Origin of the sequence: Exiguobacterium undae DSM 14481, assembly GCF_000620805.1 — a bacterium.
Classification (GTDB): domain Bacteria; phylum Bacillota; class Bacilli; order Exiguobacteriales; family Exiguobacteriaceae; genus Exiguobacterium_A; species Exiguobacterium_A undae.
In genome coordinates this window covers 1,326,154-1,341,167 of the sequence record NZ_KK211187.1, presented here as the reverse complement: position 1 = coordinate 1,341,167, position 15,014 = coordinate 1,326,154, and the positions used below count along the sequence as shown (strand labels likewise).

Genomic DNA, 15,014 nt, shown 5'->3' with positions numbered 1-15,014 from the left:
CATTTCTTGCGTAAATTCCACCATTTTGAATCCATCCAGTCTTATACGAGGTCTTATTTTTTCCTCAAGCATCGTAATCTTCCGATACTTCTACCTCTTCTTCATTGAAATGCGTGCATGAGTCCGATACAATGACTTATAGATGAGAACAGTACTTAGCTTCTGATGTTTTCGAATAGAGAGGAGAATGAATGATGGCGAAATTTACAATTGTTGACAAAGACACATGTATCGCATGTGGTGCTTGTGGTGCAGCTGCACCGGATATTTATGATTATGATGATGAGGGATTGGCGTATGTCATTTTAGATGATAACAAGGGAACAGCTGAAATTCCAGAAGCCTTGTTTGATGATATGATCGATGCATTCGAAGGATGCCCGACCGACTCCATCAAAGTAGCCGACGAATCATTTGAAGGCGACGCATTAAAATACGAATAGAATCAACACTCCGGCAACACCTCACCAGGTGTTGCTTTTTTTATGGCACATAAAAAACATCACCCGGTGACAAGTTTCCCTGCCGCCGAGTGATGTCCTGTAAATGATTGTTAACGTTTTCCTTTGATATACGGCACACCGACTGCTTTTGGCGCATCGGCACGACCGACAACACCGGCAAGCGCCAGAATCGTCAACAGGTACGGTGCGATCAGCAAGTAGACCTGTGGAATCTGATCGAGGAGCGGCAACTGTTGCCCGATGATGGAAATCGCTTGAGCGAATCCGAAGAACAGGGCTGCGCCCATCGCTCCGAGCGGATTCCATTTTCCGAAAATCATCGCCGCGATCGCCAAGAACCCTTGTCCGAGAATCGTCGTGACACTGAAGTTCAAGGAAATCGATGTCGCATAGACTGCACCGGCAAGACCACCGAAGCCACCAGAGATCATGACACCGATGAAACGCATTTTCGTGACATTGATTCCCATCGTATCCGCAGCCATCGGGTGTTCCCCGACTGACCGAAGGCGGAGACCAAACGGCGTTTTAAAGATGACATACCAGGCGACAAACGCTAAAGCAATCGCAATGTACGATGTGTAATAGACGTTTGCGAAAAACATTTTGAGGACCGGGATATCAGAGAGGAACGGGACGTTCTCCTTCGAGATCCGGTTTGGAATCGAATCCGTCTGACCTTTGTCATACAAGGCGCGGACAAGGAAAATCGCCAGACCTACTGCCAACATGTTGATCGCTACTCCAAGAACCGTTTGGTCGGCCCGGAATAAAATCGCTGGAATCGCGAGGAACAGCGAGAAGACGGCGCCGACGACGATTGCAATCAGCATCGCAAGCCATGGACTTGCCGCACCCAGTCCCATTTTCGATAACGTCAGGGCAGAAACGATTCCGGAGAATGCACCCATGACCATCAATCCTTCAAGCGCGATGTTGACGACACCTGAACGTTCACTGAAGATCCCACCGAGTGCTGCAATGATCAACGGAGCCGAATAGGCAAGTGCAATTGGTACGATAATATAAAGTACTTCTAGAAAGCCCATTATTTATCGGCTCCTTTCACTTTTTTGGTTTCTGTCTTTTTGACCGTAAACTTCTCGATCAAGAGACGAATTGCGTAACCAGAAGCTACGAAGATAATGATGAACGCAATGATGATTTTGATTAATTCAGGCGGTATTCCAATTTGTTGCATCGAGAGACCACCGATATTGAGACCCGCAAACAGTAAGGCAGCCAGAACGACTCCGATCGGATTGTTTGCTCCGAGTAAGGCAACGGCGATCCCATCGAATCCGACACCGGTAAACGATGCGTTCAACGTCATGTTCTGGAACGTTCCTAATCCTTCCATTGCTCCGGCAAGTCCTGCAAATACACCCGAGATGACGAACGACAGAACGATGTTCTTGTTGACACCCATACCGGCATACTCGGCAGCACTCTTATTGAAGCCGACAGCTCGTAACTCGTAACCGAGTGTCGTCTTCCAAAGAATGAACCAAAAGACGAGTGCGGCTAGAACGGCGATGAAAATTCCGTTATGCAGACGAGAGAAGTCTGTTAATTCTTGCAAGAACGGTGAAGCGAGCGAAGCCGTTTCTTTGACGGATTCCGTCCGTTCATTTTCAATACCGATGACATTCCGGAGAATATCATTCGTCACATAAAGTGCGATGTAGTTCATCATGATCGATGTAATGACTTCATGCACATGAAAACGCGCTTTTAAAATCCCCGGAATCGAGGCCCAGAGTGCACCGGCAAGTCCCGCACCAATCAATGCAAGCGGTAAGTGGATTGCTGTCGGCAAGTCAAACTCAATCCCGATCCAGACGGCAACCATCCAGCCGACAAGTACTTGTCCTTCAACTCCGATGTTGAATAACCCGGTCCGGAAGGCAAAGGCCACCGCAAGACCGGCAAAAATCAACGGAGCAGCAGCACGTAATGTTTCCCCAATACTGTATGGCTCACCAAAAATCCCATAAAACAATTGATCAAATCCGGCAATCGGATCGTATCCTCCAGCAAGCATGACGATCGCACCAACGACCATCCCTAAAATGATGGAAAGAATCGGAATTAATATCCCGTAAAAACGTTCTAATTTCATGAACGACCAACCTCCTCTTTCTTACCGCCAGCCATCAGGAAGCCGAGTTCAATCTCATTCGTTTCCTTTGGATCGAGGAAAGCAACGGTCCGTCCTTCGTAAAGAACAGCAATTCGGTCCGACACTTGAAGAATTTCTTCCAACTCAAACGAAATCAATAAGACTGCGCGCCCTTTTTCACGTTCCAATACAAGCTGTTCATGAATGAACTCAATCGCCCCGACATCAAGTCCACGTGTCGGTTGCGCCGCAATCAACAGATCTGGTGAACGATCTACTTCTCGTGCAATGATCGCCTTCTGCTGATTCCCGCCTGATAAGGCGCGGGCAAACGTTTCCGGACTTGGAGTTCGGACGTCGAACTTCTCGATTAAGGTTTTTGCTTTCTCCATGACTTGACCATAGTTCATGATACCGGCTTTCGAATATGGTTTTTGATAATACGTTTGTAACACCATGTTATGACCGATTGAATAGTCAAGGACAAGACCATGCTTATGACGGTCTTGCGGGATGTGACCGACACCTGACTCTGTCACTTTCCGTGGTTTCAAGTTTTTAATCGACTTGTTGTTGAGGAAGATTTCACCACTGTCCGCTTTACGAAGACCGGTAATCGCTTCAATCAATTCCGTTTGTCCATTTCCATCAATCCCGGCGATCCCAACGATTTCTCCTGCGCGGATATCAAGGTTCAATCCGTCAACGGCTTTGATGCCCCGACTGTCTTTGACGACTAAATCTTTAATATCCAGTACCAGTTCTTGTGGATTTGCCTTGGAATACTCCGCATTAAAGTTTACTTCACGCCCTACCATCATTTCAGCTAATCTTGATTGGGTCATCGTTTCATCGATGTCGACAGTGCCGATATACTTTCCGCGGCGAATCGTTGTACAACGATCAGCGACTTCCATGATTTCCTTCAGCTTGTGGGTAATCAAGATGATCGATTTCCCTTCCGCAATCAGTCGATTCATGATTTGAATCAATTCTTTGATTTCTTGTGGTGTTAAAACAGCTGACGGCTCATCAAAGATTAGAATATCAGCGCCACGGTAAAGGGTCTTTAAAATTTCGACACGCTGTTGCATCCCCACCGAAATGTCTTCGATCTTCGCATCCGGATCAACTGCCAAACCATATTGTTCTGAGATTTGACGCACTTTTTCCCGCGCCGTCGCCCGATCAATTTTGAGCCCTGCTTTCGGCTCTGCACCTAAGATGATATTTTCTGTGACCGTGAAATTTTGAACGAGCATGAAATGTTGATGCACCATCCCGATCCCAAGATCATTCGCGACGTTTGGACTCGTAATGTTTGCTTTCTCGCCACGTACACGAATTTCTCCAGCCTCAGGCTGATACAAACCAAATAAGACGTTCATCAGCGTCGATTTTCCGGCACCGTTTTCACCAAGTAAAGCGTGAATCTCACCTTTCCGAAGCTGGAGCGTGATGTTATCATTTGCGACGAAACTGCCAAACTCTTTTCGTATGTTTAGCATCTCAATGACGTATTCCAAGAAAATCCACTCCCATGTTTAGTTTAAAAGGGGAGGCCGCAGTACTAGCGACCCCCGCTTCCAGTTTATTTAAGTGTTGCTTCGTATTCTTTAAACTCATCGTCAGTTCCAGGAACTGTGATTTTGCCATCGATGATTTGTTTTTTGTAGTCTTCTACTTTTGTCAAGACATCTTCTTTGATGTTGTCTTGTGAAGGTGCGATATCAACACCGCCGTCTTTTAATCCGAATTCTACGACTTCACCTGCTGGGAAGTTGCCGTCCTTCGTATCTTTTGATACTTGCTCAACAGCTGTATCAACACGTTTGACCATCGACGTCAACGTGACGTTCTCCGGCATACCTTCTTCGACTTGGTCACGGTCAACACCGATTACCCAAACATCTTCACCGTTTTTCTTACGGTTTTTCGCTTCTGTGAAGACACCTTGTCCTGTTCCGCCAGCAGCGTGGTAGATGACGTCAACTTTTTTACCGTACATACCTGATGCGATTGCTTGTCCTTTTTCAGCAGCGTTGAAATCTTCTGCGTATTGAACTTCGATGTCAGCATCCGGATTAACGGCTTTGACGCCGGCTTTGAATCCATTTTCGAACTTTTTGATCAAGTCAGAGTTAACGCCACCGACGAAACCGACTTTATCTGATTTTGTTGTCAGACCAGCAACAACACCAACGAGGAATGATCCTTCGTTTTCTTTGAAGACGATTGACGCGACGTTTGGTTTGTCGACAACCATGTCAACGAGGGCAAAGTTGTTGTCCTTGAACTGATCCGCTACTTTTCCGATATCTTCAGCCATCAAGAACCCGATTCCGAGGATCAAGTCGTATTTCGCACGTGCCAATTGCTGAAGGTTCGGTTGGTAATCCGATTGCTTCGCCGACTGAAGATACTTGTAGCCTGTACCTTCTTTTAAGTCGTTGTCTTTACCGAATTTTTGAATCCCTTCCCACGCTGATTGGTTAAACGATTTATCGTCTACACCGCCTGTATCTGTAACCATACCTACTTTGAAGCCTTCTTTTTCGTTACCGCTGCCTGAATCCTTTGACTCGTCGTTACCGCCACATGCTGCGAGTACCGAACTCATTGCTAAACCTGTTGCTGCTAGTGCGAGAAGTGACTTCTTTTTCATCTGAAATAATCCCCTTTCGAATATGGTCATACAAAGTTCCTGACTACGTCAAGCACCTGAGGCTGGTGATGAGGAGCGTTACGTAGGTAGGCGGAAGCGCTTTCAGTAAAGTTCCTAAAACGAGTGGTTAGACACGCTTACGGATGACGTGGAAATCGAACTTATCCGCACGGAAATAGTTCGCTGAATAAAGAACGGATCGATCGAGTTCATCATAATGCGTTTGCCGCAGTACGAGTAGCGGTTGATCCGTATGTAGTTGTTCAGCGATTTTTGGATCGATCCGCGGCTCGATATGCGTGACCGCATGGGTGACACGGCGTCCTAATTCTTTTTCTAGTGCGTCAAACAGTGATGTCGAAGACGTAAACTGTTCTTCATTTTTAATATAATGGCTTGGAATCTTATCGACACAATAGACGACAGGAACATCTCCCGCAAAGCGGATTCGTTCGATTCGATAAACCAGTTCATCCGGACCTAATTGAAAGCGTTCCCGGTCCCGTTCGGTTGGTTGCACCATTTCTGATGACAACACTTCGGATGTCGGAATCATACCAGCACGCGCAATCATCTCCGTGACACTGTAGAGTTCTTCGATTCCGGAAGTAAATGGTGGTCTTGCATTGATAAACGTACCGACACCGTGTTTACGGATGACGATGTTCTCATCTTCAAGAATTCGTAAAGCCTCTCGAAGAGTCGCTCGACTAACGCCAAGTTGCTTTGAAAGTTCAAACTCTGAAGGTAGTTTCTCGCCTTCCTTGTAAACGCCGTCATCGATGTCGGACTTGATTTTTTCAATCACACGTAAATAAAGCAAACGATGATCTAATTTAATCGACATGACGCATCTCCATCCTCTATCTAGTTGTAACCAGTGCTCAGACTTCTGACGTATGAGAACTCCAGCCAAGATAAGTATATGATGCCGGACACAATCCTGCAATCATTTTGTAACAGGTTAGAAGTCTGACTTCTGGCGCTTTTGTAACCCTTTTCATAACGCAAATAAGATTGGAAGAAAATAGGGCATTCTACCTAAGAATACCCGTTCTCTTCCCGTCTCTTATTGTTCAGGGACCGTTGTTTTTTCTTCAATGACTGCTTCTTTTGCTTGTTCAACCTTCTCTAACGTTTTTTTCGACAGCTTGTCCGATTCCACTAAGTCAACACCTTGCTCTTTTAATCCGTAACGAATCGTTTCGCCGCCTTTTAATTTGCCGTCTTTTGCTGCGTTGGCTGTATCTTGAACGGCACGATCAACGCGTTTGATGACAGACGTCAATGTTACGTCTTCTGGCATTCCTTCTTCTTTTTGATCGCGGTCCACACCGATAACTGAAACCGCTTCTCCATTTTTCTTACGGTTCTTCGCTTCTGTGAAGACACCGTTTCCTGTACCACCGGCTGCCGGGAAAATGATATCCGCGCCTTTTCCGTACATGCCGGCCGCGATTGCTTGTCCTTTCTCCGGTGCAGCAAAGTCTTCCGCATATTGAACGTCCACTTTGATTTTTGGATTTACCGATTTTGCTCCAGCTTCAAATCCGGCACGGAACCGTTCGATGACGTCCATCTTCATTCCGCCGACAAAACCGATGTGGTCTGTTTTTGTTTCCATGGCGGCAACGATTCCAGCCAAGTAGGCGCCTTCATTTTCTTTGAATGTAATCGATGTAACGTTATCGCCAGGGACGACGTTATCGACGATAGCGAATTGTGTCTCTTTAAATTGTTTGGCTACCGTTTCAATGTCTTCATTAAATGTATTCCCGATTCCGAAGACCAGACTTTCGCCACCACGTGCGAGGCGCGACAAGTTAGGTTGATAGTCTTGCTGTGATTTTGACTGAAGATATGAGTAGCCGTCATTCTGTTTAAGCTGATGTTCTTGACCGTACGCTTGCAGCCCTTCCCATGCCGACTGGTTAAACGATTTGTCGTCGATTCCGCCTTTATCGGCAACCATCGCCACCGAGAACTGATCTTTTTTACTCGAACTGTTTTCTTCCGATCCTCCACATGCTGCCAAACCAACTGTTGCGACTGTCATCGCAGATACGAACGCATACTGTTTTTTCATTCTAGCCATCTCCTCTTCCTGTTATGTGAGCGCTTTCATTATCTATTTGTGAAAAAGTCGCTCACGTACCGTTATCTGGTACGCCAACTCATATGACTGAGTATGACAAATATCCTTTCTAAAATCAACAGACGTCTGACAACTATTTTTATGAAAACGGTTTAAGTTTTTATTTTTTGGATTTTGAACAAAAAAAGAGGACAGATCCGATGCCGGCTCCCTCCTCTTTTTTACTCAACGTCCCATGACGCGTCGTGGTTTTGATCCTTCAGACGGACCGATCAGTCCATTTTCTTCCAATGCGTCAATCAGTCGGGCGGCGCGATTATACCCAATCCGATATTTCCGTTGGATCATCGAAGTTGATGCTGTTTCTTGGGTCAGAATGAACTGAACGACTTCATCGTATAATGGGTCATCGACTTCCGTTTCACCTTCCGGTACATCCTTCGGAATCATCGCCTCGACATATTGTGCTTTTTGTTGCGAGATGACATGGTTGACGATCGTCTCGACCTCCTCATCTGATAAGAAGGCCCCTTGGACACGAACGGGTTTATTCATTCCGTTTCCGAGTAACAGCATGTCGCCTCGTCCGAGTAGTTTATCGGCTCCACTTGTATCAAGGATTGTCCGCGAGTCCGTTCCGCTCGACACGCTGAACGCAATTCGTGACGGAATGTTCGCTTTGATGACACCCGTAATGATGTCAACACTTGGACGCTGTGTCGCAATGACCATATGAATGCCTGCTGCCCGGGCCATCTGCGCGAGTCGCATGATCGCATCTTCGACTTCGTTCGACGCGACCATCATCAAATCGGCCAACTCGTCGACGATGACGACGATGTACGGCAAACGCTGATGGACTTTTTCTTCTGCATTCATCTTATCAATCAACGCGTTGTACCCTTCGATGTTTCGGGCTCCGTTTTGACTGAAGATTTCATAACGCCGCTCCATCTCTGAAACGACTTGTTTTAAGGCTTGTGCCGCCTTTTTCGGATCGGTCACGACCGGTGCAAGGAGATGCGGAATGCCGTTATAGACATTCAATTCGACCATCTTCGGATCAATCATCATCAGACGGACTTCATCCGGTCGTGCCCGCATCAAAATCGAAACGATCATCCCGTTGATACAAACGGATTTTCCGGATCCCGTTGAGCCGGCTACTAACACGTGCGGCATCTTGTTGAGCTTTGCTGTGACCGTTTCTCCCGAAATGCTTCGACCAAGAGCGACGAGCAGTCGATCTGGATCAGCCTGAACGCTTTCCGCCCCCAGCACTTCTCGCAGTGACACCATCGCGACTTCGCGGTTCGGTACCTCGATGCCGACGGCTGCCTTCCCTGGTATCGGTGCTTCAATCCGGATATCTTTGGCTGCTAGCGCCAACGCCAAATCGTCGGCCAGTCCGGTGATCCGACTGAGCTTGATGCCTTGGTCGGGTTCAATCTCATATTTCGTGACACTCGGACCAAGATGGATCTTCAAGACCTTGGCTCCAATTCCGAATGATTTTAAAGTGGCGATCAATTTTGTCGCATTGTCTTTCAGACGTTTGTTTTCCCCCGACAAATCTTTTGTCACGGGTTCCGCCAATAAGTCCAGCGACGGCAGTTGATAACCGTCCGGTGTCTCGGTCATCGTCAACGGACCTTGTGTCTCTTTTGCCTGTGGTTCGATATGATCGGCAAAACCGATGATCGGGACATCCTGGAGGTTGACCGGCGCTTCCTCGGGTACCGTTTCTCGGACAGCTTGTTTTTTCAGTGTCTTCTTTTGCTCAGCCACGGTTTCGTTTTGTTCCGGTTTCGTTTCCTCTTGCTTCCGTTTCAACGGACGTTCTCGTTTCGGTGAAACACTCCGTTCCCGTTGCCGGAATTCTTGAATGCGTTCTTTGATTCCAAACAGCAACTCACTAAAAAACGACGGCTGAAGTAAATGAATGCCGCTCGCTATCAGAAACAGACCGATCATAAACGCACCAAAACTCGAAATATAATAAGAGGAACCTTGATAGAGCCAGGCATTGACGGCACCGCGTGGTTGTCCAAGGATTAAATCAATCCAAATCAAGCTGCCGAGAGTCAGAAACGACCAGGCCCATTTAGCGTAACGTGGCTGATTCGACAAGACGAGTAACAAGATTCCTCCCAATAGTCCGTAAAGAAGTGAACCAAATTGTCCGACTTGATCTTGCGCAAACTGAGCCAGTACTTCGCCGACCCGTCCAAACCGCCCAAGTGCCAGCACGTATGCGAGCAACGAAAGAACCGCAATGATGGCGGCATATGTACGGTACTCGATAGGTTGACGCTGTTTCTTGACCGGCGGGCGTTTTTTCGCGGGCGGGCGTTTTCGAGCCGGCGCCTTCCGGACAGGTCCCTTTTTCGTTGTTGCCATGTGTATACCTCCTGATAAAAAAACGACCCAGCTGACCATGGATCGGCCTTTCTGAGTCGCTCTTCTTGTTAAATCTCCATGATAATCGGCAAGATCATTGGACGGCGTTTTGTCTGTTCATACAGATAAGAACTGAGCTTATCACGAATCAGCGACTTCATTTCAGTCCAATCGAGTTCACCATTCAATTTCCCTTGCAGTTGCTTCGCAACGATTCGATTGGCTTCATTGATCATATCTTCAGATTCCCGCATATAGACGAATCCACGTGAAATGATTTCTGGTCCCGAAACGATCGTTTTATTTTTCCGACTGATGGTGATGACACAGAGGACGACACCATCTTGCGATAAGAGACGACGATCACGAAGGACGATGTTCCCCACATCTCCGACACCGATTCCATCAATCAAGACGTTCCCGGCGTTCACTTTACGTGACATCCGTGCTTTTCGTTTTTCAAATTCAACGACATCCCCATTTTCGATGATGAAGATATTGTTGGCATTGACACCTACAGTTTGGGCTAAACGGCTGTGTGCTTTTTGCATCCGGAACTCACCATGGATCGGCACAAAGAATTTAGGCTTAATCAAGTTCAGCATTAATTTCAAGTCTTCCGCATGACCGTGACCGGATACGTGGACTTTCCGTTGATTGTAGATGACGTTCGCTCCCGCGCGGAACAAGAGGTCAATCGTTTTCGAGACAGACTTCTCATTTCCCGGAATCGGTGAAGCCGCGACGACAACCGTATCGTTCAGACGAATGTTCACCTGTTTATGGGCATTACGCGCCATGCGCGTGAGTGCTGCCATCGGTTCCCCTTGCGAACCCGTCGTCAAGATGACGACTTGATTGTCATCCAGACGGTTGATATCAGACAGTTCGACCAACGTTTTTTGTTTAAATCGTAAGTAGTTTAAACGTTGCGCCACTTCTACGATATTGACCATGCTGCGACCGACAACCGCTACTTTACGATTGTTAGCTTCTGCTGCTGCAAACACTTGTTGCAACCGGTGTACATTTGACGCAAACGATGCGACGATGACACGACCCGGTGCTTCGTAAATGACATCGTTTAATTCAGAACCGACTGTTGATTCTGAGCCGGACATACCAGGACGTTCGGCATTCGTCGAATCAGACAACAGACAAAGGACACCACGCTGACCGATGGCCGCGATCTTCCCGAAATCCGCTTGTTTCCCGTCAACCGGCGTATAATCAAACTTGAAGTCTCCGGTATGGACGATTGCGCCTTGCGATGTCTGGATACATACCCCGACGGCATCCGGAATCGAATGATTGACGCGGAAAAAGGTAATGAAATGTCCCGCTACGGTTAATTTCGTCTTGGCATCAATTGGACGAAGATCTGCCTTTTTCAATAAACCGGCTTCTTTTAGTTTAATTTCAATTAATCCAAGTGTTAAACGTGTCCCGTAAACAGGTACTTTTAAGTCCCGTAAGACGTAACTGAGCGCTCCGATATGATCCTCATGACCATGGGTGATGAAAATCCCTTGAATCCGTTCTTTGTTTTCCTTTAAATAACTGATGTCTGGAATGACTTTGTCGATTCCAAGCATCTCGTCTCCTGGGAACATTAATCCGGCATCGATTACGAAGATGTCCTCGTCGAGTTCGACGACGTACATGTTCTTACCGATTTCACCGGCTCCACCAAGAGCAAAGACGCTTACTTTTTCCGTCTTTTTCTTTGACACAACATGACCTCCTATTTATATTCACTTTTCGTGAGCCGTCCACTTATCACTATCACTATTCTAGCCGAACTTTGCCGTTCTGCCAACAACAGGGACCATGAAAACGAAAAAAAAACATCGTATTGCCTATCCAAAGGGCAACACGATGTTAGTTTATGGCGCCAAAAGCGTCTCGATTTCTTCCGTCCGGTTTGCTTTTTCTTGCCGGCTCGGTCGTTCACCCGCTTGAAGATCGTCAAGGGAATACCCAAACGTCATTTCAAAATGCGGATAATCGACAAATCGTTTCCAGTCACCGCCCCACTCAAAGCCAAGTGCCTTCCCGACCGCCGCGACTTCCCGCCAGTCACTTTTCCCGGAATTGTTTCCGTCGTACTCCAGATCATAGGAGATATCCCCATCTACCATCTGAACGAAGTCAAAAGCAAGACCGTAATTGTGCATCGATTCGCCACCACGCGCATTGGTGACGATTTCTCCAGCACGGGAACGTCCTTGGTCATACAAAGCGTCCTGTTGTTTCTTTGTCCGATATCCTTGCGTAATCCGAATATCGATGTTGTAACAGGAGTGACTGAGGCGAATCAAATCTTTTGCGCCCGCCTCAACTGCAGGATGAAGATTTTTTAAGTTTTCGGCACTGTCATTAATGAGACGATTTTCTCCTGCTTGGTCGCGTGGACAACTGTCAATTCCTAAATCCGGCTGATCCACCAGAATACTCGGCATCCGATCAGTCGATGCAGCAAGAAACAGACCTACGGCAAACATGACGAACAGGAACAAAATCCAGATGAAGATTGTCCCCCGTTTCATTAACGGCGTAACTTCTTCCGAATTTTTTGAAGGATTGGCAAGCCCGTTTCCAGCAAGAGATACAATGGCTTGTTCAAGACGTAATCAAATTCACCAATCTTTTCGATCATCTCACTGCCCCAGCCCGATTTAAAGGCATACAATCCGGCGTAATGATCGTCCGGATCCGTCGAACCGCTGACACCGCCAAAATCGTAGGAAAGAGCACCGTTTGCCTTGGCATGACGCATCATCGTCCACTGCATCAAATGATTCGGCATGAACTCCCGGTATTCATTTGATGAAGCCCCGTAAAGGTAATACGAACGTCGACCGGCCAATGTCAAGAGACCTCCGGATAAAATCACACCGTCCGGATGTTTCGCCGCAATGGTCAATAACTCGGTTTTCGATTTTTCTGCTTTGACCATCTGAGCTGTCGTCTGTTCCAATCGATTGTTTAAGCTGTTGAGCTTTTTCTCAACCGTCTCTTTCTCGAGTTGACGATGAATTTTCGTTAGCTCCTTATCCGCTTGGAGTAAGGCCGCTTCTGTATTTTCAAGTGCTCGGACGACATCGAGTTTCGTCAGGAACAACGCTGCGTCTCCGGTTGGATGCAAGTGGTCGTATAGATTCTCGAAATAATCCAATCCGCGAATGGAAAACCCGTCACGTTCGCCTGTTTCGACCATCAGTTTAGCGAACGTCTTGAGTTCCGCCCGTGACGCTTCATAACAGACGATCCCTTTTCGTTCAGCCAACCGGACATTGTAACGGAACTTCGAATGGAATCGATCAAAAATTTCTTTTTCCGTTCCTTCCAGGCTCGTTTCCATCGTAAAGCGGGGTTGTGCATAATCAAAACCGCCGCCAAATCCGTTATGTTTAAAGCCAAGTGTCTGCATCTCTTGTAACAAGTTCGGATACTCTGTTCGATCGACGTTCGGATCAAGTTTGATGGCGATCGCTTTTCGTTTTTTCGCAACCTGGATCGCCGCATCCCGTAAAGCGGCAACAGCCGCTTGATCACTGTAATCGACGACGAAACCACGCGGAGCATAACATAATGTAAAAGGCAGTTTCGGAACTTGTTTAAACAACAGGAGGGCTACCCCAACCGGTTGTCCGTCCGCCGTACCGACGGCAATCCGTTCATGTGTCCAACCGGTTGCCGCTTTCACGGATCCCCAGGCCGGCAATTGTAACAAATCCCCTTTAGGATGTGTTTTAACAAAGGCTTCAAATTGTGTCTGCTCTAATTCTAGTTGTTGGTAAGTCACTTCTTTTCCTCCAATTGGCGTATCATCTCTTTGACGAGTTGTTCTTCGTCGAGGGGTGTTTTTTCATCCCCAATGATTTGATATTTTTCATGCCCTTTTCCTGCCAAGATCACGATGTTGTCCGGACGGGCCAGACTGGCTGCATAACGAACTGCTTCCTCCCGATCTCCAATTTCAACAAACTGATCATGTAACATGCCGGAAGCGATACCGCTCGTAATCGATTCGTAGGATTCAAAACGTGGATCATCCGTCGTGATGACGACGGTTCCCGCATACGTCGACGCGAGTTGTCCCATCATCGGACGTTTGGTCACGTCCCGGTTTCCACCTGTCCCGATTAAAAAGATGATGTTTTCTTTTGGCACATCGACTAATGCTTTGAGACATTGCTCAATTCCGTCCGGCGTATGCGCATAATCGACATAAATATTGTACCCTTCAATCGGTAAACGTTGCATCCGTCCCTTAGCAGGTTGAATCTGAGTGATCGCATTCGAAATCTCAGTCAAACTGTACCCGATCGATAACAAGATGCCTGTCGCAAGCAATAAATTGTAGACATTAAATCGACCGATGAATTGAACGGTCAATTCGATCGCCTGTTCTTGGTACACCATCGTAAATGTCGTTTCTTGCAGGGTCTGTGTAATGTTTTTCGCTTGCAAGTCGGCCGGTTGATCAATCCCGTAAGTCAGGACACGAGCACCTGTCATCATCTCGAACATGGCACTTGTTTCATCATCCGCATTCAAGACGGCAACCTTTTGATCAGATAACCGTTGTCCGAGTTGGGCAAACAACAGCCCTTTAGCACGGGCGTAATTTTCAAATGTCTTATGGAAATCGAGGTGATCGTGTGTCAGGTTCGTAAACCCGGCGACATCAAAGTCCGTACCGGTCACCCGTCCGAGCTCTAATCCATGGGAAGAGACTTCCATGATGACATCTTCGACACCTTCTTGTTGCATCTGATGGAAAAAGGCTTGGAGTTCGGAACTTTGCGGTGTCGTATTCCGACTCGGAACGACCCGGTCACCAATCTTCACTTCAACCGTTCCGATGATTCCCGTTTTTCGTCCCAACTGGGCCAAAACGTCACGCACAATCGTCGTCGTTGTCGTCTTACCGTTCGTGCCCGTAATGCCGATCATCCGCATCTTTTCAGAAGGATAGTCATAAAACTTACCAGCCAGTTCTGCCATGGCTCGTGTCGTACTCCGTACAAGAATAACAGGAATCGTCACGTCGAGCAGACGTTCTGAGACAATCGCAACGGCCCCCTGTGCCTCGGCTTGTTGCGCATAATCGTGTCCATCCACTGTATATCCTTTAATGGCGACAAATAACGTCCCTGGCTTCACATCTCGTGAATCTGTTGTTAAGGAGACCACGTGCGCATCTACCATACGTTCAATTTTTTGAGTCTGAATGACTCCGATTAATTCAGCTAAGTTCAA

12 protein-coding genes are annotated in these 15,014 nt (G+C 47.1%); 1 reads left to right on the top strand and 11 read right to left on the bottom strand.

The annotated features are described in order from the left end of the window. The first annotated feature begins 194 nt into the window (after positions 1–194). Positions 195–443: a ferredoxin gene (locus P397_RS0107405; RefSeq protein WP_012370689.1), complete on the top strand. Its 249-nt coding sequence runs from the start codon at positions 195–197 to the stop codon at positions 441–443. A gap of 110 nt (positions 444–553) precedes the next feature. Here P397_RS0107405 and P397_RS0107400 read toward each other — a convergent pair whose 3' ends face one another. The 11 genes from P397_RS0107400 to P397_RS0107350 form a co-directional block, all read right to left on the bottom strand. Next, on the bottom strand, positions 554–1,513 hold the full coding sequence (locus tag P397_RS0107400; protein ID WP_026832683.1) for an ABC transporter permease: 960 nt from the start codon (positions 1,511–1,513) through the stop codon (positions 554–556). Next, positions 1,513–2,586 carry an ABC transporter permease gene (locus P397_RS0107395; RefSeq protein WP_028106042.1) on the bottom strand — a complete coding sequence of 358 codons (1,074 nt, stop codon included), beginning with the start codon at positions 2,584–2,586 and terminating at the stop codon, positions 1,513–1,515. The genes P397_RS0107400 and P397_RS0107395 overlap by 1 nt, the downstream gene beginning before the upstream one ends. Then, positions 2,583–4,112, bottom strand: coding sequence for an ABC transporter ATP-binding protein (locus P397_RS0107390; RefSeq protein ID WP_026832681.1), 1,530 nt, complete (start codon positions 4,110–4,112; stop codon positions 2,583–2,585). The genes P397_RS0107395 and P397_RS0107390 overlap by 4 nt, the downstream gene beginning before the upstream one ends. A 65-nt stretch (positions 4,113–4,177) precedes the next feature. Continuing rightward, entirely contained in the window at positions 4,178–5,251 is a 1,074-nt protein-coding gene (locus tag P397_RS0107385; protein WP_026832680.1) for a BMP family lipoprotein, read from the bottom strand. A 127-nt stretch (positions 5,252–5,378) separates the two neighbouring features. After that, a complete protein-coding gene (locus tag P397_RS0107380; RefSeq protein WP_026832679.1) occupies positions 5,379–6,098 on the bottom strand; it encodes a GntR family transcriptional regulator in 720 nt (239 codons plus the stop codon). Between the two features lie 222 nt (positions 6,099–6,320). Then, positions 6,321–7,337 carry a BMP family lipoprotein gene (locus tag P397_RS0107375; protein WP_028106041.1) on the bottom strand — a complete coding sequence of 339 codons (1,017 nt, stop codon included), beginning with the start codon at positions 7,335–7,337 and terminating at the stop codon, positions 6,321–6,323. A 234-nt stretch (positions 7,338–7,571) separates the two neighbouring features. Continuing rightward, positions 7,572–9,746, bottom strand: a complete 2,175-nt coding sequence (locus tag P397_RS0107370; protein WP_028106040.1) for a DNA translocase FtsK — start codon at positions 9,744–9,746, stop codon at positions 7,572–7,574. Positions 9,747–9,814: 68 nt separating this feature from the next. Then, a complete protein-coding gene (locus P397_RS0107365; RefSeq protein WP_026832676.1) occupies positions 9,815–11,479 on the bottom strand; it encodes a ribonuclease J in 1,665 nt (554 codons plus the stop codon). Positions 11,480–11,632: 153 nt separating this feature from the next. Beyond that, positions 11,633–12,295 (bottom strand): M15 family metallopeptidase, encoded by a 663-nt coding sequence (locus P397_RS0107360; RefSeq protein ID WP_026832675.1) that lies wholly within the window; start codon positions 12,293–12,295, stop codon positions 11,633–11,635. Next, positions 12,295–13,554, bottom strand: coding sequence for a lipid II:glycine glycyltransferase FemX (locus P397_RS0107355; RefSeq protein ID WP_028106039.1), 1,260 nt, complete (start codon positions 13,552–13,554; stop codon positions 12,295–12,297). Before P397_RS0107355 ends, P397_RS0107360 begins: the two co-directional genes overlap by 1 nt. Then, on the bottom strand, positions 13,551–15,014 hold the full coding sequence (locus tag P397_RS0107350; RefSeq protein ID WP_028106038.1) for a UDP-N-acetylmuramoyl-L-alanyl-D-glutamate--2,6-diaminopimelate ligase: 1,464 nt from the start codon (positions 15,012–15,014) through the stop codon (positions 13,551–13,553). Before P397_RS0107350 ends, P397_RS0107355 begins: the two co-directional genes overlap by 4 nt.